Origin of the sequence: Comamonas terrae (genome assembly GCF_001544075.1) — a bacterium.
In the GTDB taxonomy this organism is placed as follows: Bacteria; Pseudomonadota; Gammaproteobacteria; order Burkholderiales; family Burkholderiaceae_C; genus Comamonas; species Comamonas terrae.
Window position 1 is genome coordinate 121,900 of record NZ_BCNT01000006.1, and the last position, 22,609, is coordinate 144,508.

The window sequence follows — 22,609 nt, forward strand, 5'->3', positions numbered from 1 at the left end:
CTGCTATCGCAAAACGATCTCAAAATGTACACGAGCCATGGCCCGCGCCCCATCGAAAAAACAGCCACATGCTTAGGAATTTCTACCTAGTGGCACGGCTCCAACAACGGCTACAGGCGCGCCCCGCTCATATAGCTACCGTAACGGAACTCCGAGAAGCGGTCCCACAGCAGCTGGTCGTGCTGGAAGCCGCGCAGGCTGCGATGGATCTTCCTGAAGGTGGCGGACTTGGCCTCGTGCTCGGCCATGGTCGCCATCACGGCCTTGAAGCCCGCATCCATCAGCTCGCGCGGGAAGGCCCTGAGCTGCACCCGTTCGCTGAGCAGCTTCTTGAGCGCCACGGGGTTGAGCGCCAGGTACTTGGCCGTCATGTCCTTGGCCGCCAGCGCGGCGGCGGCTTCCACCATGGCCTTGAATTCCGGTGTCAGCGCCGCCCAGGCCTTGGTGTTGATGAAATAGGACAGCTCGGAGCCTCCCTCCCACCAGCCGGGGTAGTAGTAGTAAGGCGCGATCTTGCCGAAGCCTAGCTTCTGGTCGTCGTAGGGACCGACGAACTCCACGGCATCGAGCCGGCCCTTCTCCAGCGACTGGTAGGCATCGCCGACGGGCAGATTGAAGGCCTGCACGCCCAGCTTCTGCAGGACCTCGCACAGCAGGCCGCCGCCGGCGCGCATGCGCAGGCCCTTGAGGTCGGCGACGGTCCTGATTTCCTTGCGGTACCAGCCGCCCATCTGGGTGCCGGTATTGCCCGCGCTCAGGCTCTTGATGTTGTACTGCGCATAGAACTCGTCCATGAGCTTGCGGCCGCCGCCGTATTCCATCCAGGCGTCCATCTGGCGGGCCGTGAAGCCGAACGGCACGGCGCAGCCGAAGGCAAAGCAGTCGTCCTTGTCCGTGAAGTAATAGGAAGCCGTCAGCGCCATCTCGACCGTGCCGCTTTGCACGCCTTCCATCACGCCGAAGGCGGGCATCAGCTCGCCGGCGGGATGGATGCTGACCTCGATCAGGCCACCCGACATGAGCTTGAGCGTCTGGGCGAACTTCTCGGCAGCGCCGGAGATCGCATCCAGCGATTTCGGAAAGCTTGTCGCCAGGCGCCAGCGCAGTGTCTCCTGGGCATGGACGGCGGGCGCCATGCCGGCAGCCAGCACACCGGCCAGACCCACGTTTTTGACAAGCGAGCGGCGGTCCATTGGCGTCCTCTTTCAGTTGCTTTGCGGTGGAACTCAGCGTGAGTGCAGGGCCTTGCGGATCGATGCTTCGATGCCTGCGGCATCCAGTCCCTGCCCGGCCAGCAGCTTGGCCGGATCGCCGTGCTCGATGAACTCGTCGGGCAGGCCCAGCTGCAGCACGCGCTTGACGATGCCATGGGCCTGCAGGCACTCCAGCACGGCGCTGCCCGCGCCGCCCATGATGCATCCCTCTTCGACGGTGACGAGCAGGTCGTGCCCCGCAGCCAGCTCCAGCACCAGCTTCTCGTCCAGCGGCTTGGCCCAGCGCATATTGGCCACGGTGGCATCCAGCGCCTCGCCGGCAGCCAGCGCCGGATACAGCAGGGTACCAAAGGCCAGGATGGCCACTGTCCCGGCTGCTGATTCCCGGCGGATCTCGCCCTTGCCGAAGGGCAGGCCTTCCAGGCCCTCCAGCGGCGCCACGCCCACGCCCGCGCCGCGCGGATAGCGCACGCACACGGGGTGGTCCTGCTCGTAGGCCGTGCTCAGCAGCTGGCGGGTCTCGCGCTCGTCGGCCGGGCAGGCCATGCTCATGTTGGGAATGCAGCGCACGAAGGCGATGTCGTAGGCGCCGGCGTGCGTGGCGCCATCGGCGCCCACCAGGCCCGCGCGGTCCAGCGCGAAGACCACGGGCAGGTTCTGCAGCGCCACGTCGTGGATCAATTGGTCGTAGGCCCGCTGAAGGAAGGTGGAGTAGATGGCCACCACGGGCTTGACGCCCTCGCAGGCCATGCCCCCCGCAAAGGTGACGGCATGCTGCTCGGCGATGCCCACGTCGTAGTAGCGGCCCGGAAAGCGCTTGTGGAACTCCACCATGCCCGAGCCTTCGCGCATGGCCGGCGTGATGCCGACCAGGCGCGGGTCCTTCTCGGCCATGTCGCACAACCACTGGCCGAAGACCTGGGTGAAGGTCTGCTTCGCAGGCGTGGCCGGCTTGACCAGACCCACGCTGGGATCGAACTTGCCGGGGCCGTGGTAGGCCACGGGGTCGGCCTCGGCCAGCTTGTAGCCCTGGCCTTTCTTGGTGACCACGTGCAGGAACTGCGGGCCCTTGAGGCTTTTGATGTTCTCCAGCGTGGGAATCAGCGAATCGAGGTCATGACCGTCGATGGGACCGATGTAGTTGAAGCCGAAGTTCTCGAACATGGTGGCCGGCACCACCATGCCCTTGGCCTGCTGCTCCAGGCGCTTGGCCAGCTCCAGCAGTGGCGGCACCTGCTTGAGCACGCTCTTGCCCACGTCGCGGGCCTTGGCGTAGAACTGGCCGCTCATGAGCTGCGCCAGGTAGCGGTTGAGCGCGCCCACGGGCGGACTGATGCTCATGTCGTTGTCGTTGAGGATGACCAGCAGGTTGGCCTCCGACACGCCCGCATTGTTGAGCGCCTCGAAGGCCATGCCGGCCGTCATCGCGCCGTCGCCGATCACGGCGATCGCACGGCGGTCCTCGCCCTTTTGCTTGGCCGCCAGCGCCATGCCCAGCGCCGCCGAGATGCTGGTCGACGAATGGGCCGTGCCAAAGGTGTCGTACACGCTCTCGGCGCGCTGCGGAAAGCCGGACAGGCCGCCGAGCTGGCGCAGCGTGGCCATGCGGTCGCGCCGGCCCGTGAGGATCTTGTGCGGATAGGTCTGGTGGCCCACGTCCCAGACGATGCGATCGTGGGGTGTGTCGAACACCGAGTGCAGCGCCACCGTCAGCTCCACCGTGCCCAGGTTGGAGCTCAGGTGGCCGCCGGTCTTGGAGACGCTGTCGAGCACATAGGCGCGCAGCTCGCCCGCCAGTGCCTTGAGCTGGGCACGCGACAGGCCGCGCAGGTCGGCAGGATCGTTGACGGTTTGCAGCAGGGAATAGGTGTTCGTGGACATGGGCATTATTTTGTAGGACTTGCGCAAACCGCAGAGCATCCGCGGCGGCGGCACAGAAGTAGGCCTGCCGTAGGCGCCTGTTTTGCGTAAGCCATGTTCGACAGCTGCGCCCGTGCATCCAGATCTGGATGGCGGCCGGGCAGCTGCTTCGTGGTCACAACAGTCGGGCAGTGTAGGCCGGGATGCTCAGTGCGTGCGGCGCACGACCATATCCGCGAGCGCCGCCAGCGCGCGGGTATCGGCCAGGCCGCTTCCTGCGAGGGCCGCATGAGCCTGTGCGCACAGCTCCTCGGCATGGGCGCGCGCGCGCTCCAGCCCCAGCAGCGAGACATAGGTGGGCTTGTCGTTGGCCGCATCCTTGCCGGCCGTCTTGCCCAGCGTGGCCGAATCGGCCACCACGTCGAGAATGTCGTCCACCACCTGGAAGGCCACGCCCAGCGCCTGGCCGTACGCGGTCAGCGCTTCCCAGGCTGCGGGATCGACCTGCGGATTGCAGGCCGCGCCCATGCGCACGCTGCCCAGCAGCAGGGCGCCGGTCTTGAGGCGGTGCATCTCGCGCAGCTGGTCTTCGGTCAGCTGCTTGCCCACGCTGGCCAGGTCGATGGCCTGGCCGCCGGCCATGCCCTGGCTGCCGGCCGCAGCGCCCAGCAGGCGGCATAGCCGCGCCTGCAGGGCGGCGGGAATCTCTTCGGCGGTTCCGTCGTTTTCCGGCACCAGCAGCTCGAAAGCCAGGGCCTGCAGCGCATCGCCGGCCAGCAGAGCCGAGGCCTCGCCGAACTGCACATGCACCGTGGGCTTGCCGCGGCGCAGCACATCGTTGTCCATGCAGGGCATGTCGTCATGCACGAGCGAATAGGCATGGATCAGCTCCACCGCGCAGCCGGCGCGGATCGCTGCGGCCGGCAAGCCGCCCACAGCTTCGGCCGCGGCCCAGACCAGCAGCGGTCGCAGGCGCTTGCCGCCGTCGAGCACGGCATAGCGCATGGCTTCGCCCAGGCCCGCCGGTGCGCCCACGCCGACCCAGCGGGACAGTGCGCTTTCGGTGCGTTCCAGACACTGCTGCATCCAGGCGGAAAATTCCTGCGCGGAAAAAACCGCTCCGGCGGTCGGCTGCGGTTCGGCAATCATCGCTACGTTCATTGAGTGTTCGCTTACAGATGCACAAGGCAAGGCCCGGTCGGTTGCGGGCCGGCAAGAGGTTTCAGTCCTGGCTCCAGGGCGCCAGCGTGCCTTCGTCCAGCACCTTGACCTGCTCCTGCACCGCATCGAGCTTGCTGCGGCAGAAGTTCAGCAGCTCGGCGGCACGCTGGTATCCGGTCAGCATCTGCTCCAGCGGCAGCTGGCCCGATTCGATCTGGGCAATCAACTGCTCCAGCTCCTGCAGTGCAGCTTCGTAACTGGCGGGCAATGCGGCGGTCGGTGCGGATGTTTTGGAGGCTGCGGCCTTGGGCATGGGCGGTCTGGGCAGTGTTGGAGGCAAACGACGATTTTAGGCGCCCCGGCACGGCAAGCCGGCAATGCGGGCAAAGGCCGGCCGGCATTGCGCCTTTCATGCCCGGATCGGCCGTGGCCGCCATCTTTTCCATGGTGCCCCCGGAGCCCCGCTGCTTCAGGCCGCAAGCGGCTGCCCAGGCCAATACACGTACCGAAAAGCCGGAAATAACCCCACGGGCTATAATCCCATTCCCGTCAAGCCGGCCCCGTGCCTGGTCATCTTGGCCGGGCTTGAAGAAGGTGAGCGCTTGCGCCATGGATTCCAGCCCAGTGCCCATGTCCAGACAAGGCCGGTTTCGTTTTTTACCCGTGCGCACGCGCACCCTCCCTGTGGGGAGTCTTTAGGTCAGGTCACCCATGTCTGATTTAAGTCTTCAACTGCAGCAGGCCGCAAGCCAACTACCAGTTTCAAGCTACTTCGACGAAGCGCTGTTCCAGCGCGAGTTGGAAACCATTTTCAAGCCCGGCCCCCGCTATGTGGGCCACCAGCTGGCCGTTCCCGAGATAGGCGACTACTACGCCCTGCCCCAGGAAAAGGAAGGCCGTGCGCTGGTGCGCAATGCCAGGGGGCAGATCGAGCTGATCTCCAACGTCTGCCGCCACCGCCAGGCCGTGATGCTCAAGGGCCGCGGCAATCTGCTGACCGAGGGCAAGGGCCATGCGGGCGGCAACATCGTCTGCCCGCTGCACCGCTGGACCTACAGCACCAGCGGCGAGCTGCTGGGCGCGCCCCATTTCAGCCACGACCCCTGCCTGAACCTCAACAACTACAAGCTGCGCGAATGGAACGGCCTGCTGTTCGAGGACAACGGCCGCGACATCGAAGCCGACCTGGCCGGCATGAAGCTGCGCGAGCAGCTCAGCTTCGACGGCTTCGTGCTCGACCATGTCGAGATGCACGAGTGCAACTACAACTGGAAGACCTTCATCGAGGTCTATCTGGAGGACTACCACGTCGGCCCCTTCCACCCCGGCCTGGGCAACTTCGTGACCTGCGATGACCTGCAGTGGGAGTTCGCCAAGGAGTACTCGGTGCAGACCGTGGGCGTGGCGCCCGGCTTCGGCCGCCCGGGCTCGGATGTCTACAGGAAGTGGCACGAGGTCCTGCTGAACTACCGCGAAGGCAAGCTGCCCGAGCGCGGCGCCATCTGGCTGACCTACTACCCCCACATCATGGTGGAGTGGTATCCGCATGTGCTCACCGTCTCTACGCTGCACCCGCTGGCCGTGGACAGGACGCTGAACGTGGTGGAGTTTTACTACCCCGAGGAAATCGCGGCCTTCGAGCCCGAGTTCGTGCAGGCGCAGAAGGCCGCCTACATGGAAACCTGCATCGAGGACGACGAGATCGCCGAGCGCATGGACGGCGGCCGCAAGGCCCTGTACGAGCGTGGCGACAACGAGGTCGGCCCCTACCAGAGCCCCATGGAAGACGGCATGCAGCACTTCCACGAGTGGTACAGAGGCGTGATGGGCGATTCCATCCCCAAACGCTGAACGAGGCATTCACCTCAAAACCGATAGCTGCTAGCGCTTACCCCACAAGCGCTGCAGCTATTTTTTATGCTGAATTGATTTAGGTATGCAAGCCCTGTGGATGGTGCTGGCCGCGTTCATTTTCGCGGTCATGAGTGTGTGTGTGAAGTTTGCCTCCCGGGACTTCAATGCGGCGGAAATCGTCTTCTACCGCGGCCTGGTCAGCATGGCGCTGCTGGCATTGCTGGCGCGCCGCGACGGCATCTCTCTGGCCACCAGGTTTCCCAGGGAGCATGCCTGGCGCAGCTTTGTGGGCGTGATTTCCATGGGTGCCTGGTTCTACGCCATCGGCCACCTGCCGCTGGCCACGGCCACCACGCTCAACTCCATGAGCAGCATCTGGATGGCGGTATTCCTCATCGCGCAGGGCCTGTGGCTGCGCCACCGCATGCGCCAGGACGATGCGCACGGCCTGCCTCCGGGGCCGCGCACGTTGCCGCCCTTTCCCTGGGGCCTGGTCAGCACCGTGGTCATGGGCTTTGTGGGCGTGCTGCTGGTGCTGCGGCCCAGCTCCGCCCCTGCGGGCGAATGGGTGGCAGCCATGGGCGGGCTGTTTGGCGGCATGTTCGCCGCCATGGCCTATATGCAGGTGACAACGCTCTCGCGCATGGGCGAGCCCGAGTCGCGCGTGGTGTTCTATTTCTCCCTGGGCTCGGCGGTCGCCGGCGGCGCGGCCATGTGCCTCACGGGCATTTCGCCCTTTCCGGGCTGGAGCGCGCTGTGGCTGCTGCCTGTGGGCGTGCTGGCCGCCGTGGCGCAGGTCTGCATGACCAAGGCCTATGCCTCGGCCGGCAGCAAGCGCAACACCCTGGTCGTGGCCAATCTCCAGTATTCGGGCATCGTGTTCGCAGCCCTGCTCAGCCTGGTGATGTTCGGCGAGCGCATTCCTCTGATCGGCTGGGCGGGCATCGCGCTCATCGTGGTCAGCGGCGCCATTGCGACGGCGCTGCGCTCCAGGACTTGACCCTGGAGCCGCTGAGCGGCTCCCCCTGGTCAGCCCCCAAGGAAGACGACGCCTCCGGCGAGGCCGCGGGGCCGCCTGGGTTCTGTGCTCCACGTTTTGCGCGAAGGGACGGAACAGGTATTGCCGGAAGGCTCAGGCCGCTGCCCTGCGACCCGGAACACGGGGCTTGGCGCACGCATAATGGATCGTCATTTCCGGAGCGCTCATCCATGACCACCACGCCTTCCATGCCCGCATCCGGGCATTACAACACCCTGATTTCCGTACGGCAGCTGGCCGACCTGCAGGCCGCCGGCAGGCCGCTCATGGTGTTCGACTGCAGCTTCGACCTCGCCGATCCGGCCGCAGGCCATGCGCAGTATCTGCGGGCCCATATTCCCGATGCCGTATTCGCCGACCTGGACAAAAGCCTCAGCGCCCCGCACGGCACGCCCGGGGCACACGGCGAAGTGGCCACCAGCAGCCAGTCGGCCTCGGGGGGGCGCCATCCCCTGCCCACGCGCGAGCGCTTTTCGGCCTGGCTGAGCTCCGTCGGTTTCGACAACGGAATGCAGGCCGTGGTCTACGACCGCAATGGCGCCAACTACTGCGGGCGCCTGTGGTGGATGCTGCGCTGGGCCGGGCACGATGCCGTGGCCGTGCTCGACGGCGGGCTGCAGGCATGGCAGGCCGCCGGCCAGCCCGTCGTCTCGGGCGAAGAGCCCAGCCACTTCAGCAGCAATTTCGAACTGGGCACGCCGCTGGAAACCTTGAAGACCGTGGACCAGGTGCAGGCCGAGCTGGGCCAGCCCACGCAGACATTGATCGATGCCCGCGCACCGGCCCGCTACCGCGGCGAGGTGGAGCCGCTGGACCCCGTGGCCGGCCACATCCCCGGCGCGCTCAACCGCCCGTTTGCCAGCAATATCGCCGCCGATGGCCGCTTCAAGCCCGCGGCCCTGCTGCGCGCCGAATTCGAGGAGCTGCTGGCCGGACGCGATCCCTCCACCGTGGTGCACCAATGCGGCAGCGGCGTCAGCGCCCTGCCCAACCTGCTGGCCATGCGCATCGCGGGCCTGCCGCCCACGGCGCTGTTTGCAGGCAGCTGGAGCGAATGGTGCAGCAACCCCGAACGCCCCGTGGAGCGCGGCTGACCACAGGTATTGAGGCCTGCCACTACCGCGCGCACCGCCCACAATCGACAAAGCTGGCGCGACCCGACAGCGGGACGGCCTGCAAGGGCCCAAGCCGGCCGCGCCTCCCCGCAGCATGGGCTGCCCCAGCAAAGGCCGTGGGGCGCCCGGCCAGGGAAACCGCGCAGCGGCCCAGGGGCAACTATTCAGCCCACACCACGCTGTTGCGCCCCTGCCGCTTGGCCGAATAAAGCGCCTCGTCGGTACGCTGCAGCAGCCGCAGCGGCGTCTCATCGCGGTTCAGTTGCGCCGCTCCGATCGAGATCGTGAGATTGATGATGACGCCCGGCGCCAGCTGGACCGGCGTGTCGGCGACCGTCGCCCTCACCCTTTCGAGCAGGCGCTGGCCGTCTTCGGCCGAGGTGTCCGCCATGAGCAGCACGAATTCCTCGCCCCCCCAGCGCGCCAGAATGTCGGTATTGCGCACGCAGGCCAAGACCGTGCGGGCAAAGCACTGCAGGACCTGGTCGCCGGCGCCATGGCCATAGGTGTCGTTGACGGCCTTGAAGAAATCCAGATCCAGCTGCGCCATCAATAGCGGCTGCCCGCTGCGGCCGGCGCGCAGGCCTTCTATGCGCATCACCTCCAGCATGTAGCGCCGGTTGGGCAACCCGGTCAGTTCGTCGCGCGTGGCCAGGTCGCGGATCTGCTCCACCGCCCGGGACAGCTCGCGCTTCTTGGCCTGCAGCCTCTCGCGCACGGCATGGGCCCGCAAGGTCAACGCCGTGCTGGTGACCAGCACCATCACCACGATCAGCAGGTATACGGCAGCCAATGCACCGGGCGTGGTGGTGTCGGGCGGCCCCCACCATTGCACCACCGCTCCTGCAATACAAAAGGCCACCAGCCCATAGGCCAGCAGTGCCTTGATCTGTGCAGGTCCCAGCCCGAAGACGCCGAACATCATGATCACCGCCAGTATGGGCGGCACGATGCCGCGCGCATGGCCCGCAATCACATAGGCGGCGGCATTGCTCGTGATGGCGTAGGTGATCTGTATGTGCGTGAAGGCCGGATCGTGCCAATGGCGCGTGAAGCCGCTGCGGATCAGCGCAAAGCTGGCGAACACGCAGGCACCGCTTGCCAGCGCCCACCAGTGCACCAGTTCCTCGTCTGCCAGGCCCGCAGCCGCCACCAGCTTCATGGCGAGAATGCAAAACACCATGAGCAGGCAGGCCAGGCCTGTCGTGACAAGAGACATGCGCTGGCGGGGCTCGTTCGTGAGCAGCAGATCCAGCATGCGCTGCAGCAGGCTGCGGCTCGGGGCAGAGGTCTCTGGGCTCAAGCGGATTCCTCATTTCTGTAACACGAACCAGGGTGTTTGATACAGATTATCACCACCAGGCCTGGCGCGAGAAGCATTTCCACCGATGCTCTCAAATAGCTAGCAAAAGCCACTCACTTCGCCGCATGAGCGGGCATGTGCTGGCGCACAATGCCTCCCATGCTCGTTGGCCATCAGGGGACAGCACGCATGCCGGGCCGTCGGGCCACGTCATCAAACAGGAAGACATTCTTGTAGGGGAAAGCTTACACACCCCCCTCCTCAACCAGACATGTCGTACCGCCGCGCCCCGACTTCAGTGAAACACGGGCCTCCAACACAATCCATCCCAACAGATCGCAACTCCTCTTTGTGTCAGCCGTTGCGAGCCGCCGTGATTGAAAGGATGGTCCCCATGAACAACGAACAACTGCTTGCCGAGATCCGCGAAGCCAACCTCACCTACCTGATGCTGGCCCAGACCCTGATTCGTCAGGACAAGGCCGAGGCGGTGTTCCGTCTGGGCCTGAACGAAGAGTCCTGCGACCTGCTGGCTTCGCTGTCTTCGGCGCAGGTGCTCAAGCTGGCATCCCGCAACACCCTGCTGGCCAGCTTCCGCGTGGACGACGAAATGGTCTGGAGCCTGCTGACCAACCACAGCAGCAACAAGATCGCCAACAGCGCCACCAACACCCTGCACGCCAACATCCTGATGGCCAGCCGCGTTTCCGAAGTGCTCTAAAGACAGCGCACCGCCCCCCTCTGCCGAACGACAGCCACCAGGAAAAGTCCATGCCCGCCACCAAGCCCGCCACCAAAAGCGTTCTGAACGAATCCAAGCAGATCGAGCGCGCCGCCATGCTCATCGAGATGGGCGCCCGCATGCAGGTCCTGGAATCGGAGACCACCCTGTCGTACGAACGCCTGATCCGCCTGTACAAGGAAATCTCGGGCAAGTCGCCTTCCAAGGGCCAGCTGCCGTTCTCCACCGACTGGTTTCTGACCTGGCAGGAAAACATCCACAGCTCGCTGTTCCTCAACATCTATGAATACCTGGCCAAGGGCGCCGAGCTGGACTCCGTCGAGCAGCTGACCAAGGCCTATCGCCTCTATTGCGAGCAGATCCAGGCCGCCGAACTGGACGTGCTGCTGTCCTTCACCCGCGCCTGGCGCCTCGTGAAGTTCGTCGATGCGCAAATGCTCACCCGCACCCAATGCTCGGTCTGCAAGGGCCAGTTCGTGACCGAGCCCTACGAGAACGCCCGCCACTACCAGTGCGGCCTGTGCAATCCGCCTGCACGCGCCGGCAAGAGCAAGAGCGCCGGCTCTCTCATGCTGCACTGATGCCTGTTTGACACCCCGGCCCCGGCGCTGCGGGCATCATGTACAAGATGCCCACGACTCCGCCTGCCATGGCCCCCTCCTGCGATCACGGCCAGCCCGCTCCAGCGCCCTGGACCGGGCTGTTGCTGCTTGCCACCGGCTTCATCCTCAGCCAGGCCTTCCGCACCATTGCCGCCATCATGGCCGCACCGCTGCAGGACCAGTTCCAGCTCACGCCGCAGCAGCTGGGCCTGTTTGCCGGCTCCTTCCATTTCGCCTTTGCCGCGCTGCAGCTGTTCATGGGCATCGGCCTCGATGTGCACGGCCTGCGGCGCACGGTGCTGACGGCTTCGCCGCTGATGGTGCTGGGCGCGGCCCTGTCGGCGCTGGCCACCAGCTTTCCCATGCTGGTGGCGGGGCAGGTGCTGATCGGCATAGGCTGCGCACCGGCCTTTCTGGTCTGCACGGTCTACATCGCGCGCTGCTTTGCGCCGCAGCGCTTTGCTGCCGTGTCGGGCGCCATCCTGGCCATCGGCAGCACCGGCATGCTGCTGACGGGCACGCCGCTGGCCTGGCTGATCGAGGCCAGTTCCTGGCGCATGGGCTTTGCGGTGCTCGGCGCCTGTGCGGCCGCTTCATGGGTGGCGATTGCGCTATGGGTCGGCGAGCCTCCCGCAGCCCCTGCATCGACACCCCATCCGCGCGAATCGCTGGGCCAGGCCGTGCGCGCCTTCGGCCAGTTGTTCCGGCTGCCGCACACGCTGGGCATCATTGTGTTTTCGCTCGTGACCTATGCGTCCTTCGTGGCGCTGCGCGGCCTGTGGCTCGGGCCCGTCATGATGCAGCGGCATGGCTGGAGCCTGGTGGACAGCGGCAACCTCGCCATGCTGCTGTCCGTCGTGGCCCTGGCCGGACCGCCGCTGTTCGGCCGCGCCGACCCCGGTCCGCGCCGCCGCCGGCACTGGCTGGTGGTCCTGACCCTCCTCATCGCGGCCCTGTTCGCCGGCATGGCCCTGGCGCCCAGCGCGTCCGTCGATGTGGCGCTGATGCTGCTGATGAGCACCTTCGGCGGCTACATGGCCTTGCAGTATCCGGACGTCAAGGACGCCTACGCGCCCGCCGTCATGGGCCGCGCCATGGCGCTGTTCACCATGGCCACCTTCATGGGCGTGGCGCTGATGCAGTGGCTGACCGGCGCCATCGCCTCGGCCGCGCAGGCGCACGGCATGGAGCCGTTCAGCGCCGTGTTCGGCAGCATTGCCGTACTGCTGGTGGCCGGGACCCTGGCCTTTCGCTGGCTGCCGCAGCCGCCGGGCGTGGCCGGGTCCGGCGCCAGGACGACAAAGGCCTGAGGCACGACAGCCACAGGCCCTTTCCGTCGAGCGCCGAAAGCGCCTTATGGAGCAGCACTCAACCCGTGTTGCGCACTCCGGCTGCAATCCCGTTGATCGACAGGTGGATGCCGTTCTTGACGCGGTCATCGGTCTGGCCCGCGCGCCAGCGGCGCACCAGCTCGACCTGCAGATGGTGCAGCGGATCGATGTAGGGGAAGCGGTGGCGGATGGAGCGCGCCAGCGCCGTGTTGTGCGCAAGGCGCTCCTTGTCGCCGGTGATCTGCGTCAGCGCCTGCGCGGTGCTCTTCCATTCGGCCTCGATGGCGCCGAAGATGCGGCGGCGCACGCGCACATCGGTCACCAGCTCGCTGTAGCGCGAGGCCAGGTTCAGGTCGCTCTTGGCCAGCACCATGTCCATGTTCGACAGCAGCGTGCGGAAGAACGGCCACTGGCGGAACATCTTCTGCAGCAGCGCCAGCTGTGCCTTGGCATCCTTGCCGGGACGGTGGATGAAGGCCTGCACGGCCGAGCCGAAGCCGTACCAGCCCGGCAGGGTCAGGCGGCACTGGCCCCAGCTGAAGCCCCAGGGAATGGCACGCAGATCCTCGATGGCCTGCGTGGCCTTGCGCGATGCGGGGCGCGACCCGATGTTGAGCTCCGCGATCTCCCGGATCGGGGTGCTGCTGAAGAAGTAGCTGGTAAAGCCCGGGGTCTCGTACACCAGCGCACGGTAGGCCGCCATGCTGGCCTCGGACAGAAAGGCCGCGGCCTCCAGGAAGGCCTTGGTCGCGGGCTTGGTGGGCTGCAGCAGCGTGGCCTCCAGCGTGGCGGCCACCAGGGTCTCCAGGTTGCGCCGGCCGATCTCGGGATTCGCGTACTTGGAGGCGATGACCTCGCCCTGCTCGGTCAGGCGGATCTGGCCGCGCACCGTGCCCGGCGGCTGGGCCAGGATGGCCTGGTAGCTGGGGCCGCCGCCGCGGCCCACGGTGCCGCCGCGGCCGTGGAACATGCGCAGCCGTATGCCGTGCTGGTCGGCCAGGTCGTCGAACAGGTCGACCAGCGCGATCTCGGCCCGGTACAGCTCCCAGTTGCTGGTGAAGATGCCTCCGTCCTTGTTGCTGTCGCTGTAGCCCAGCATGATGTCCTGCTCGCCGCCGCTTTGCCTGACCATTTCCGCCACGCCGGGCATCTGGTAGTAGCGGCGCATGATGGGCTCGGCATTGCGCAGATCGGCAATGGTCTCGAACAGCGGCACGACGATGAGGCCGCACTCGGCGCCGTCCTGCAGCGTGCCGCGCATCAGCCCCACTTCCTTTTGCAGCAGCAGCACCTCGAGCAGATCGCTCACGGTCTCCGTGTGGCTGATGATGCAATGGCGTATGGCCTCCACGCCCTGGCGCTCGCGCAGGCGCCTGGCGGCCTCGAAGATGGCCAGCTCGCTGCGCGCATGGTCCGAATATTCGGCGCCCATCACGCGCAGCGGACGGGCGTCGTCGAGCAGGCGCACCAGCAGCGCGCACTTGGCGTCCTCCTGCAGGCCGCTGTAGTCGGCCTCCACCTTGGCCACGGCCAGCAGCTCGGCGATCACTTCCTCGTGCTTGTCGGAACTCTGGCGCAGGTCGACCGTGGCCAGATGGAAGCCGAACACCTGCACGGCCCGCATCAGCGGGCGCAGGCGCTGGGGCGCCAGCGCGTCGCCGTGAAAGCGCGAGAGCGAATCGTCGATGACCTGCAGGTCGGCCAGGAACTCGGCGGCCGAGGCATAGGCATTCTGCGGCGCCACCGCGTGGCGCGCGGCCTCGCCGCCGCTGAGGACCTTGAGCGTGGCGGCCAGGCGCGCGTACATGCCGGTCAGGGCACGGCGGTAGGGCTCGTCGCTGCGGTGCACATTGGTATCGGGCGAGGCATCGGCCAGCGCCTGCATCTGCGGCGTGACCTGCACCAGATTGCCCGACAGCGACAGCTCGCCGCCCAGCCAGTGCACCTCGCGCAGGTAGTGGCGCAGCGCCACGTCGGCCTGGCGCGACAGGGCCAGCTCCAGGCTTTCGGCCGTCACGAAGGGATTGCCGTCGCGGTCGCCGCCAATCCACTGGCCCATGCGCAGAAAGCTGTGCGCCGGCAGCGCCTGGCCCAGCTCCTGCTCCAGCTGGGCATAGATCTTGGGGATCTCGTGCAGGAAGGTGGCTTCGTAGTACGACAGGGCATTCTCGATCTCGTCGGCCACGGTGAGCTTGGAGTGGCGCAGCAGCCGCGTCTGCCACAGCTGGGCCACGCGGGCGCGCAGCTGGGCCTCTACACGGGCCAGCTCGCGCGGCGTGAGCGCATCCTTGGCGCTGTTGTACAGCTGGGCACGCATCAGTATGTCGTCGCGCTCGGCCAGCAGCTGCGCAATGCTGCGCTCGGCCGTGAGAATGCTCTGGCGCTGCACCTCGGTGGGATGGGCCGTGAGCACGGGCGAGATATAGCTTTGCGCCAGCGTCTGCGCCACCGTGCCCGAGCTGATTCCGGCCCAGCGCAGGCGGGCCAGCGCCACCTCGATGCTGCCCTCCTGCGTGTTGCCGGCGCGCTCGTGCACGGCGCGGCGGCGGATATGGTGGCGATCCTCGGCCAGGTTGGCCAGGTGCGAGAAATAGGTGAAGGCGCGGATCACGCTCACCGTCTGGTCGCTGGTCAGGCCCTTGAGCAGCTTCTTGAGCGCCTTGTCGGCCGCCTCATCGGCATTGCGCCTGAAGCTCACGGACAGCTGGCGCACCTGCTCCACCAGCGCGAATGCCGCCTCGCCCTCCTGCTCGCGGATCACATCGCCCAGGATGCGGCCCAGCAGGCGTATGTCCTCGATCAGCGGCAGATCCTTGTCCTTGGACTTATCCGTCGTGCGCCCCGGCGGGTCAACAGGCACGGGCGACTTGTGGCGGGCGGCAGGCATTCGCGTTTCTCCTTCGGGCAGGGTAAGACTGCGCCGCATGCTAGCATCCCCTGTTCCCTGTCAGATAACGTCTCCGTTATGAGTTCCGCACCGTCTTCTCCCTCCTCCATCGTGATCGCCACGCGCGAAAGCCAGCTGGCCCTGTGGCAGGCCGAGCATGTGCAGGCCCTCCTGCGCGGCCGCGGCCACCAGGTCGAGCTGCTGGGCATGACCACCAAGGGCGACCAGATCCTGGACCGTGCCCTGTCCAAGGTGGGCGGCAAGGGCCTGTTCGTCAAGGAGCTCGAGGTCGCGCTGGAGGAAGGCCGTGCCGACATGGCCGTGCATTCGCTCAAGGACGTCCCCATGGAGCTGCCCGAAGGCTTCGTGCTGGCCTGCGTGATGACCCGCGAAGACCCGCGCGATGCCTTTGTCTCCAACCGCTACGCCACGCTGCAGGATCTTCCGCAGGGTGCCGTGGTCGGCACTTCCAGCCTGCGCCGCCAGGCACTGCTGCAGGCGCTGCGGCCGGACCTGAAGATCGAGCCGCTGCGCGGCAATGTGAACACCCGCCTGCGCAAGCTGGACGAAGGCCGGTACGACGCCATCGTGCTGGCCGCCGCCGGCCTGATGCGCCTGGGCCTGGCCGACCGCATCCGCACCAAGTTCGAGCCGGCCCAGATGCTGCCGGCCGCCGGCCAGGGCGCGCTGGGCATCGAGGTGCGCAGCAGCCGCCAGGACATCATCGACGCGCTGGCCCCGCTGGCCGACCAGGCCACCTGGCTCACCGTCACCGCCGAGCGCGCCGTCAGCCGCAGCATGGGCGGCAGCTGCTCCATGCCGCTGGCGGCCTTCGGGCGCTTCGAGGGCGAAACCCTGCACCTGGATGCTGCCTGGGGCGACCCCGAGGGCAAGCTGTCCATGGTGCGCGTGCAGGACAACGCCGTGGTCAAGGACTTCGCCGCCGCCAACGCCCTGGGCGAACGCCTGGCCGCGCAATTGCAGGCAGCCGGCGCGGTGCCGGCCGTCCCCGGCCATCCGCAGGCCTGAGCGCGGCATGCAGCAGGCCATGCGCCGCGTCCTGGTCACCCGCCCGCTGCACGACGCCCAGCCCTGGGTGCAGGCCCTGCGCGCGCACGGCCTGCAGGCCCAGGCCTTGCCGCTCATCGCCATAGGCCCCTGCCGCAGCGCTGAATCCCGCCAGGCCCTGGCCGCCACGCGCACCGCAGCGCAGACCCCGGGCCACTACCGCGCGATCATGTTCGTCAGCGGCAATGCGGCCCAGTATTTTTTTCAATCCAATCCGGCTCAACCCCATACCCATAAAGCGCTGCTGGCTCCCGATACCAGAGCATGGACGCCTGGCCCCGGCACGGCGCGCGCGCTGCGGAACCTGGGCGTGCCGGATGACCGGATCGACGGTCCGCCGCCCGATGCGGCCCAGTTCGAATCCGAAACCCTGTGGCAGCAGGTGCACGGCCAGATCCGCCCCGGCGACCGGGTGCTGATCGTGCGCGGCGACACGCCGTCGGCGCCAGCTGCCGACACCCCGTCGGCCACGACGGCCGGCGCCGGCCGCGACTGGCTGGCCGCACGCCTGGGCGAAGCCGGCGCCCGGGTGGAGCTGCTGGCCGTCTATGAACGCCAGTTGCCGCAGTGGACGGCCGAGCAGCGGGCGCTGGCGCGCGGCGCCGCTGCCGACGGCACGCTGTGGCTGTTCAGCAGCTCCGAAGCTGTTGCCAACCTGCAACAGCTGCTGCCGGAGCAGGACTGGCATGCAGGGCGAGCGCTCGCTACCCACGAACGCATTGCCAGCAAAGCATTGCAGGCCGGTTTCGGCATGGTCCTGCGCAGCCGCCCCGCACTGGATGAGGTGCTCGCGTCGATAGAATCGGCTCCATGAGCTCCGACGCCACGCACACCGCCCCTCCGCCCTCCCGCACGGACACACCGCCTCCGCCCCACGCACCTGGAGCCACTGCAGCATCCGGCGCGCCCACGGCCCTGGTTTTCGTCCTGGGCGCGGTCGCGGTCGGCGCGCTGGTCGCCAGCGGCATGCTGTGGCAGCGCGTGGGCAATATGCAGGAGCAGCTGGCCCGCCAGTCGGCCCAGTCCGGTGCGCAGTCGGTGGAGGCCCGCACGCTGGCCAAGGATGCGCAGGACCTGGCCCGCGACAGTGCGGCACGCGTCTCGGTGATGGAGGCCCGGATCGGCGAGCTGAGCCTGCAGCGCAACCAGCTCGAGGAACTGATGCAGAGCATGTCGCGCTCGCGCGACGAGAACCTGGTGGCCGATATCGAGTCGTCCATCCGCCTGGCCCAGCAGCAGGCCGAGCTTTCGGGCAGCCTGCAGCCGCTGGTGGCCGTGCTCAAGTCCGCGCGCAAGCGCGTGGAAAGCGCCGCCCAGCCGCGCCTGGCACCCGTGGTGCGCGCCATCGACACAGACCTGGACAAGCTCTCGCGCATGAGCGTGACCGATACCAGCGGCGTGCTGGTGCGCATCGAGGATCTGGCCCGCCAGGTGGACGAGTTGCCCCTGGTCAACGATGTGGGCCGCCAGCGCGCCATCCGCGCCGCGGCGGCGGATGCCAAGGCCCGGCCTTCACCAGCCCCGGCCGCGATCGATGCCAGCGCCACGCCCACGCAATGGGCCTGGTGGCAGGGCCAGGGCCAGCGCCTGTGGAGCGCCATGCGCGACGGCACGGCGGATCTGGTGCGCGTGCGCCGCATCGACCACCCCGAGGCCGTGCTGCTTGCGCCCGAGCAAGCCTATTTCCTGCGCGAGAACCTCAAGCTCAAGCTGCTCAATGCGCGGCTGGCCCTGCTCTCGCGCCAATGGGAGTCGGCGCGCGCCGACCTGAGTTCGGCCGGCGCCGCGCTCAACAAATATTTCGACACGCGCTCGCGGCGCACCCAGATCGTCCAGGCCCAGCTGGAGCAGCTCCAGAACAATCTGCACAGCACCGAGCGCCTGCAGCTGGACGACACGCTGACCGCACTGGCCACCGCCGCGGCGGGCCGCTGACCCCGAGGAGAACACTGATGCGTGCTGCCTTGTGGCTCATCGCCCTGTTTGCCGCGGCCGTGGCCGCCGCGCTGTTTGCCGGCAACAACCAGAGCACCATGACCTGGTTCTGGCCGCCGTACCGGGTGGACATGTCGCTCAATCTGGCCATCGTGCTGATCGCCCTGGCCTTTGCCGTGCTCTACGCGGCGCTGCGCGCCCTCGGCGCGCTGCTGCAGATGCCGCACCAGGCGCGCCGCTGGCGCGCCCAGCAACAGGAGCGCGGCATGAACCAGAACCTGCTGGAAGCCCTGTCCCATCTGCAGGCCGGCCGCTTCCTGCGTGCACGCAAGGCCGCACTGGCCGCACTGTCCACCGAGCAGTCGCTCAGCGCCTCCCGCTCCTCCCCGCCCTATGGCGCACGCCTGCGGGCCACGGCCCACCTGATCGCCGCCGACGCCTCGCACGCGCTGCAGGATACCGCCCTGCGCGACCGGCACTGGCAGCAGGCCCTGCAGGCACTGCCCCAGGCCGGCAGCACCCAGGATGCGGAAATCCGCGAAGGCGCGCAGATGCGCAGCGCGCGCTGGGCGCTGGACGACCGCGACGCCCCGGAGGCGCTGCGCCGCCTGGCCGAACTGCCCCAGGGTGCGGCCCGCCGCACGATTGCCCTGCGCATACGCCTGAAGGCCTCGCGCCTGGCCGGCGATACCCGCAATGCACTGGACACCGCCCGCCTGCTGGCCAAGCATCGCGCCTTCTCTCCGGCCGCCTCGGCCAGCGTGGTGCGCAGCCTGCTGCTGGCCAGCATTCGCGATGCGCGCGACACCTCGTCGCTGCAGCAGTTCTGGCTTTCGCTGGATGAAGAGGAGCGCGCCATGCCCGAAGTGGCCATTCCCGCGACCGAGCGCCTGATCGAGCTCGGCGGCGAGGCCCCCCAGGCCCGCTCCTGGCTGCTTCCGGTCTGGGAGAATCTGACCGCCCACCCCGGCCCGCGCACGGACAACTATCTGCCCAAGCTGGTGCAGGTCATGGCGACCTGCCTGGGCAGGCTCGATGGGGCCTGGCTGGCCCGCATGGAAGGCGCGGCCAATACCCATCCGCACGAGCCCCGCCTGCAATTCCTGGCCGGCATGGCCTGCGTGCAGCGCGAGCTGTGGGGCAAGGCCCAGCAGCTGCTGGCCCGCTGCGCGCCTCAGCTGCAGGAGCCGCTGCTGCGCAGCATGGCCTGGCAGCGCCTGGCCCTGATGGCCGAGCACCGCGGCGACAGCCAAGCCGCCGCCCAGGCCTGGAAGCAGGCGGCCAGGGCCACCGTGGTTCTGGCCGACAACCCGGCCCGCCAGGACTGAAACGGCGGCCGCCCAGCCGCTCTGCCCGCGTCAGGGCAGCAGCACGACGGCGCCCTGGTTGCGGCCCTGTTCCATGTCGGCATGGGCCTGCACCACCTGGTCCAGCGCATAGCGCTGCGCCACGCGGGGCTGCAGAATGCCGGCAGCCACCGCCTCCAGCACATCGCGGGCCCTTTGCTGGTATTCCTCGGCCGTGGCGGTATGCGCGGCCAGCGAAGGACGCGTGGCGAACAGCGAACCCTTGGCGTTGAGCGTGGCCATCTCTATGGGCGCCGGAGCCCCTGAGGACGCGCCGAAGGACACCAGCAGGCCGCGCGGCCGCAGGCTGTCCAGCGAGGCCTGCAGCGAAACCCGGCCGATGCAGTCGTAGACCACATCGACCTTGCGGCCCTCGGTCTTCTCCTGCACCTGGGCCGCAAGGCGGTCGGCATCAAAGACCAGCACTTCGTGGCAGCCGGCGACTCTTGCACGCTCCACGCTCTGCGGCCGCGAGACCACGCCGATCACAAAGGCTCCCAGATGCCGGGCCCAGGCCGCCATGAGCTGGCCCACGCCGCCGGCCGCGCCATAGATCAGCGCCCGCGTGCCGGGGCCTACGGGATAGGTGGTCTTGATCAGGTATTGGGCGGTAATGCCCTTGAACAGAATGGCCGCCGCATCTTCGGGCGCCAGCGCGGCCGGCAGCTTCACCAGCCGCTCTGCGGGGTAGAGGCGCCCGCTCGCATAGGCGCCCAGCGGCCCCGTGGCATAGCCCACGCTGTCGCCCACGGCCACGTTGCTGACGCCTTCGCCCACGGCCAGCACCCGCCCCGCGCCTTCCAGGCCCAGCCCGGACGGCAGGGGAATGCGCACCTGGCCGCCGCGCTGCAACAGGTCCAGCGGGTTGACGCCTATGGCCGTGTGCTCCAGCCAGACCTCGCCGGCTCCCGGCTCCTGCGGCTGCAGCGGCTCCAGGCGCATCACCTCGGGGCCTCCGGCTTCATGGATACGTACGCGAACCAGCATTTGCTCCATCCTCCTGCGCGCCTGCGCCTGTTCGATCCCGCCAGCGTAGCGGTCGCGCAGCACTCCTGCAATCGGACGGCCGGCAGGTCCGGCCGGGACCTGGCTGGCGACACTTCATGTTTTTTGAATCAAGCACTCAATTTGACTGAACTCTTTTGCACTTTCGGCTTCCTACACTGCAGCCTTATTGCATTGCAGCATGCAGGCCAAGTTCTTCACGGCCTTTTTCCATTCCAAACATGAATACCGTTGCCGCCACTTCCCCGACCGGCAGGACTGCCACCGGCGCCACCCGCTACAGCGGCGTGGCCATTGCCCTGCACTGGGTGCTGGGCCTGGCCCTGATCGGCCTCTTCGCCTTCGGCCTGTACATGACCGGCCTGCCGTTCTCGCCCGCCCGCCTCAAGTATTTCAACTGGCACAAATGGGCCGGCATGACGATTCTGATCCTGTCGTTGCTGCGCATTTTCTGGCGCCTGACCCACCGTCCGCCCGAGCTACCCGCCGCCGTGACGCGCGCCATGCCGCGCTGGCAGCATGTGGCCCATGCAGGCACGCACCACCTGATGTATCTGCTGTTCCTTGCCGTGCCGCTGATCGGCTGGGTCTACAGCTGCGCCGCGGGCTTTCCCGTCGTGCTGTTCGGCCTGCTGCCCCTGCCCGACCTGGTCGGCAAGAGCCCCGAGCTGGCCCAGGCGCTCAAGCCCTGGCATGGCTATGCGGCCTATGCGCTGGCTGCGCTCGTCCTGCTGCACGTCGGCGCAGTCATCAAGCACCAGTTCATCGACCGCGACGGCCTGCTCTCGCGAATGATCCCGCACTGATCACCCCTGTCCACCCTGGAGTTTCTGCATGAAAGCCCTTTTCTCCTCCGCCCTGATCGCCGCAGCCTTCATCGGCAGCGCCGCCCATGCCGAGCAGGCCCTGGTTGCCGCCCAGAGCGCCGTGAACTTCGAAGCCAGGCAGATGGGCGTGCCCATCAAAGGCCACTTCAAAAAGTTCGACGCCAAGATCAACTTCGACACGGCCAAGCCCGAGGCCAGCAAGATCCACTTCACGGTGGACACGGGCAGCGCCACCATGGGCGCCAAGGAAACCGATGCCGAACTGCCCAAGGCGGACTGGTTCAACGTGGCCAAGTTCCCCCAGGCCACGTTCGACTCCAGCGCCGTCAAGCCCCTGGGCGGCGGCAAGTACCAGGTGGACGGCACGCTGACCATCAAGGGCAATGCCCAGAAGGTCAGCCTGCCCGTGCAGCTGGCCCAGTCCGGCGCCACCACGACTGCCACCGGCACATTGCCGCTCAAGCGCCTGGCCTTCAAGATCGGCGACGGCGACTGGGCCGACACCTCGATGGTGGCCGACGAGGTCACCGTGCAGTTCAAGCTGGCACTGACCGGCGTCGGCAAGCTTTAAGCATTTTCGGGCTCCAGCGCTCATGAATAAAGCGCTGGCAGCTCATCTTTTTGATTCACCCTTCCCTCAATCCAAGGAGTCTTTCCGATATGCGCACCGCTTTGTTCGCCCTGGCCGCCGCTTCCCTGTTTGCCACCGCCGTGCAGGCCGCCCCGGCCAGCTATGCCATCGATCCCACCCACACCTTCGCCACCTTCGAGATCGACCACATGGGCACCACGACCAACCGTGCCCGCTTCGACAAGAAGAGCGGCAGCGTGGAATTCGACAAGGCCGGCAAGAGCGGCAAGGTCGAGGTGTCGCTGGACATGGCGTCGGTGAACTCGGGCACGCCGGCCTTCAACAAGCACCTGCAAAGCGCAGAAATCTTCGATGCCGAGAAGTTCCCCACCGCCAAGTTCGTGTCCGACAAATTCGTGTTCGACGGCGACAAGCTCAAGGAAGTCACCGGCCAGCTGACCATCAAGGGCCAGACCCATCCCGTGACCTTCAAGGCCAACAAGTTCAACTGCTACGAAAACCCCATGCTGCAAAAGCGCGAGACCTGCGGCGGCGACTTCGAAGCCACCATCGACCGCACCCAGTGGGGCGTGGACTACGGCATGGCCTACGGTTTCCCCAAGCAGGTGCGCGTGGTGCTGCAGATCGAAGCCGTCAAGCAGTAACCTGGCGTTTCGACGACAGGCCCAGCCGGTCGCCCGGCTGGGCTTTTTTCATGGCATCGTTTTCCTCAGAAAATTCCATTTAGT

At 67.3% G+C, this 22,609-nt stretch carries 20 protein-coding genes; 13 read left to right on the forward strand and 7 right to left on the reverse strand.

Annotated features, from left to right (window positions below):
- Positions 1–110: 110 nt before the first annotated feature.
- From dctP to xseB, 4 genes are all read right to left on the reverse strand, one after another.
- Entirely contained in the window at positions 111–1,193 is a 1,083-nt protein-coding gene (dctP, locus tag Cte04_RS10820) for a TRAP transporter substrate-binding protein DctP (protein WP_066476539.1), read from the reverse strand.
- 33 nt (positions 1,194–1,226) lie between these two features.
- Complete coding sequence (gene dxs, locus Cte04_RS10825) at positions 1,227–3,095, reverse strand: 1-deoxy-D-xylulose-5-phosphate synthase (RefSeq protein ID WP_066477078.1); 1,869 nt, start codon at positions 3,093–3,095, stop codon at positions 1,227–1,229.
- 186 nt (positions 3,096–3,281) lie between these two features.
- Positions 3,282–4,223 (reverse strand): polyprenyl synthetase family protein, encoded by a 942-nt coding sequence (locus Cte04_RS10830; RefSeq protein ID WP_370671029.1) that lies wholly within the window; start codon positions 4,221–4,223, stop codon positions 3,282–3,284.
- Between the two features lie 73 nt (positions 4,224–4,296).
- On the reverse strand, positions 4,297–4,548 hold the full coding sequence (xseB, locus tag Cte04_RS10835; protein WP_066476543.1) for an exodeoxyribonuclease VII small subunit: 252 nt from the start codon (positions 4,546–4,548) through the stop codon (positions 4,297–4,299).
- 398 nt (positions 4,549–4,946) lie between these two features.
- Between xseB and Cte04_RS10840 the strand changes: the two genes are divergently transcribed.
- The 3 genes from Cte04_RS10840 (at position 4,947) to Cte04_RS10850 (ending at position 8,222) form a co-directional block, all read left to right on the forward strand.
- Positions 4,947–6,086, forward strand: coding sequence for an aromatic ring-hydroxylating oxygenase subunit alpha (locus tag Cte04_RS10840; protein ID WP_066476550.1), 1,140 nt, complete (start codon positions 4,947–4,949; stop codon positions 6,084–6,086).
- Between the two features lie 85 nt (positions 6,087–6,171).
- Positions 6,172–7,089: a DMT family transporter gene (locus Cte04_RS10845; protein WP_066476552.1), complete on the forward strand. Its 918-nt coding sequence runs from the start codon at positions 6,172–6,174 to the stop codon at positions 7,087–7,089.
- A 209-nt stretch (positions 7,090–7,298) separates the two neighbouring features.
- On the forward strand, positions 7,299–8,222 hold the full coding sequence (locus Cte04_RS10850; protein WP_066476556.1) for a sulfurtransferase: 924 nt from the start codon (positions 7,299–7,301) through the stop codon (positions 8,220–8,222).
- Between the two features lie 181 nt (positions 8,223–8,403).
- Here Cte04_RS10850 and Cte04_RS10855 read toward each other — a convergent pair whose 3' ends face one another.
- Positions 8,404–9,546 carry a GGDEF domain-containing protein gene (locus Cte04_RS10855; RefSeq protein WP_245633345.1) on the reverse strand — a complete coding sequence of 381 codons (1,143 nt, stop codon included), beginning with the start codon at positions 9,544–9,546 and terminating at the stop codon, positions 8,404–8,406.
- Between the two features lie 394 nt (positions 9,547–9,940).
- Between Cte04_RS10855 and flhD the strand changes: the two genes are divergently transcribed.
- From flhD to Cte04_RS10870, 3 genes are all read left to right on the forward strand, one after another.
- Positions 9,941–10,267, forward strand: coding sequence for a flagellar transcriptional regulator FlhD (gene flhD / locus Cte04_RS10860; RefSeq protein ID WP_066476563.1), 327 nt, complete (start codon positions 9,941–9,943; stop codon positions 10,265–10,267).
- A 50-nt stretch (positions 10,268–10,317) separates the two neighbouring features.
- Positions 10,318–10,869, forward strand: a complete 552-nt coding sequence (gene flhC, locus Cte04_RS10865) for a flagellar transcriptional regulator FlhC (RefSeq protein ID WP_066476566.1) — start codon at positions 10,318–10,320, stop codon at positions 10,867–10,869.
- 68 nt (positions 10,870–10,937) lie between these two features.
- Positions 10,938–12,200, forward strand: coding sequence for an MFS transporter (locus tag Cte04_RS10870; protein WP_066477092.1), 1,263 nt, complete (start codon positions 10,938–10,940; stop codon positions 12,198–12,200).
- Positions 12,201–12,258: 58 nt separating this feature from the next.
- Here Cte04_RS10870 and ppc read toward each other — a convergent pair whose 3' ends face one another.
- Complete coding sequence (gene ppc / locus Cte04_RS10875; protein WP_174522913.1) at positions 12,259–15,108, reverse strand: phosphoenolpyruvate carboxylase; 2,850 nt, start codon at positions 15,106–15,108, stop codon at positions 12,259–12,261.
- Positions 15,109–15,186: 78 nt separating this feature from the next.
- Here ppc and hemC point away from each other — a divergent pair, with 78 nt between their 5' ends.
- Genes hemC through Cte04_RS10895 form a run of 4 tightly spaced genes read left to right on the forward strand, consistent with a single transcriptional unit; the run spans position 15,187 to position 19,439 of the window.
- On the forward strand, positions 15,187–16,137 hold the full coding sequence (gene hemC, locus Cte04_RS10880; protein ID WP_066476569.1) for a hydroxymethylbilane synthase: 951 nt from the start codon (positions 15,187–15,189) through the stop codon (positions 16,135–16,137).
- A gap of 19 nt (positions 16,138–16,156) precedes the next feature.
- Positions 16,157–16,990, forward strand: a complete 834-nt coding sequence (locus tag Cte04_RS10885; protein WP_066477112.1) for a uroporphyrinogen-III synthase — start codon at positions 16,157–16,159, stop codon at positions 16,988–16,990.
- Positions 16,987–18,111 carry a uroporphyrinogen-III C-methyltransferase gene (locus Cte04_RS10890; RefSeq protein ID WP_066476572.1) on the forward strand — a complete coding sequence of 375 codons (1,125 nt, stop codon included), beginning with the start codon at positions 16,987–16,989 and terminating at the stop codon, positions 18,109–18,111. Before Cte04_RS10885 ends, Cte04_RS10890 begins: the two co-directional genes overlap by 4 nt.
- Positions 18,112–18,128: 17 nt before the next feature.
- Positions 18,129–19,439 (forward strand): heme biosynthesis HemY N-terminal domain-containing protein, encoded by a 1,311-nt coding sequence (locus tag Cte04_RS10895; RefSeq protein WP_066476576.1) that lies wholly within the window; start codon positions 18,129–18,131, stop codon positions 19,437–19,439.
- Between the two features lie 30 nt (positions 19,440–19,469).
- On the opposite strand, the gene Cte04_RS10900 is transcribed toward Cte04_RS10895, so the two are convergent.
- A complete protein-coding gene (locus Cte04_RS10900) occupies positions 19,470–20,444 on the reverse strand; it encodes a quinone oxidoreductase family protein (protein WP_066477115.1) in 975 nt (324 codons plus the stop codon).
- A 239-nt stretch (positions 20,445–20,683) separates the two neighbouring features.
- On the opposite strand from Cte04_RS10900, the gene Cte04_RS10905 reads away from it, so the two are divergent.
- The 3 genes from Cte04_RS10905 to Cte04_RS10915 all read left to right on the forward strand — a co-directional run bounded on the left by Cte04_RS10905 (position 20,684) and on the right by Cte04_RS10915 (position 22,525).
- Positions 20,684–21,268 carry a cytochrome b gene (locus tag Cte04_RS10905; protein WP_066476579.1) on the forward strand — a complete coding sequence of 195 codons (585 nt, stop codon included), beginning with the start codon at positions 20,684–20,686 and terminating at the stop codon, positions 21,266–21,268.
- A 28-nt stretch (positions 21,269–21,296) separates the two neighbouring features.
- Positions 21,297–21,860, forward strand: a complete 564-nt coding sequence (locus tag Cte04_RS10910; RefSeq protein WP_066476582.1) for a YceI family protein — start codon at positions 21,297–21,299, stop codon at positions 21,858–21,860.
- An 89-nt stretch (positions 21,861–21,949) separates the two neighbouring features.
- Positions 21,950–22,525, forward strand: coding sequence for a YceI family protein (locus Cte04_RS10915; RefSeq protein ID WP_066476585.1), 576 nt, complete (start codon positions 21,950–21,952; stop codon positions 22,523–22,525).
- Positions 22,526–22,609: the final 84 nt, after the last annotated feature.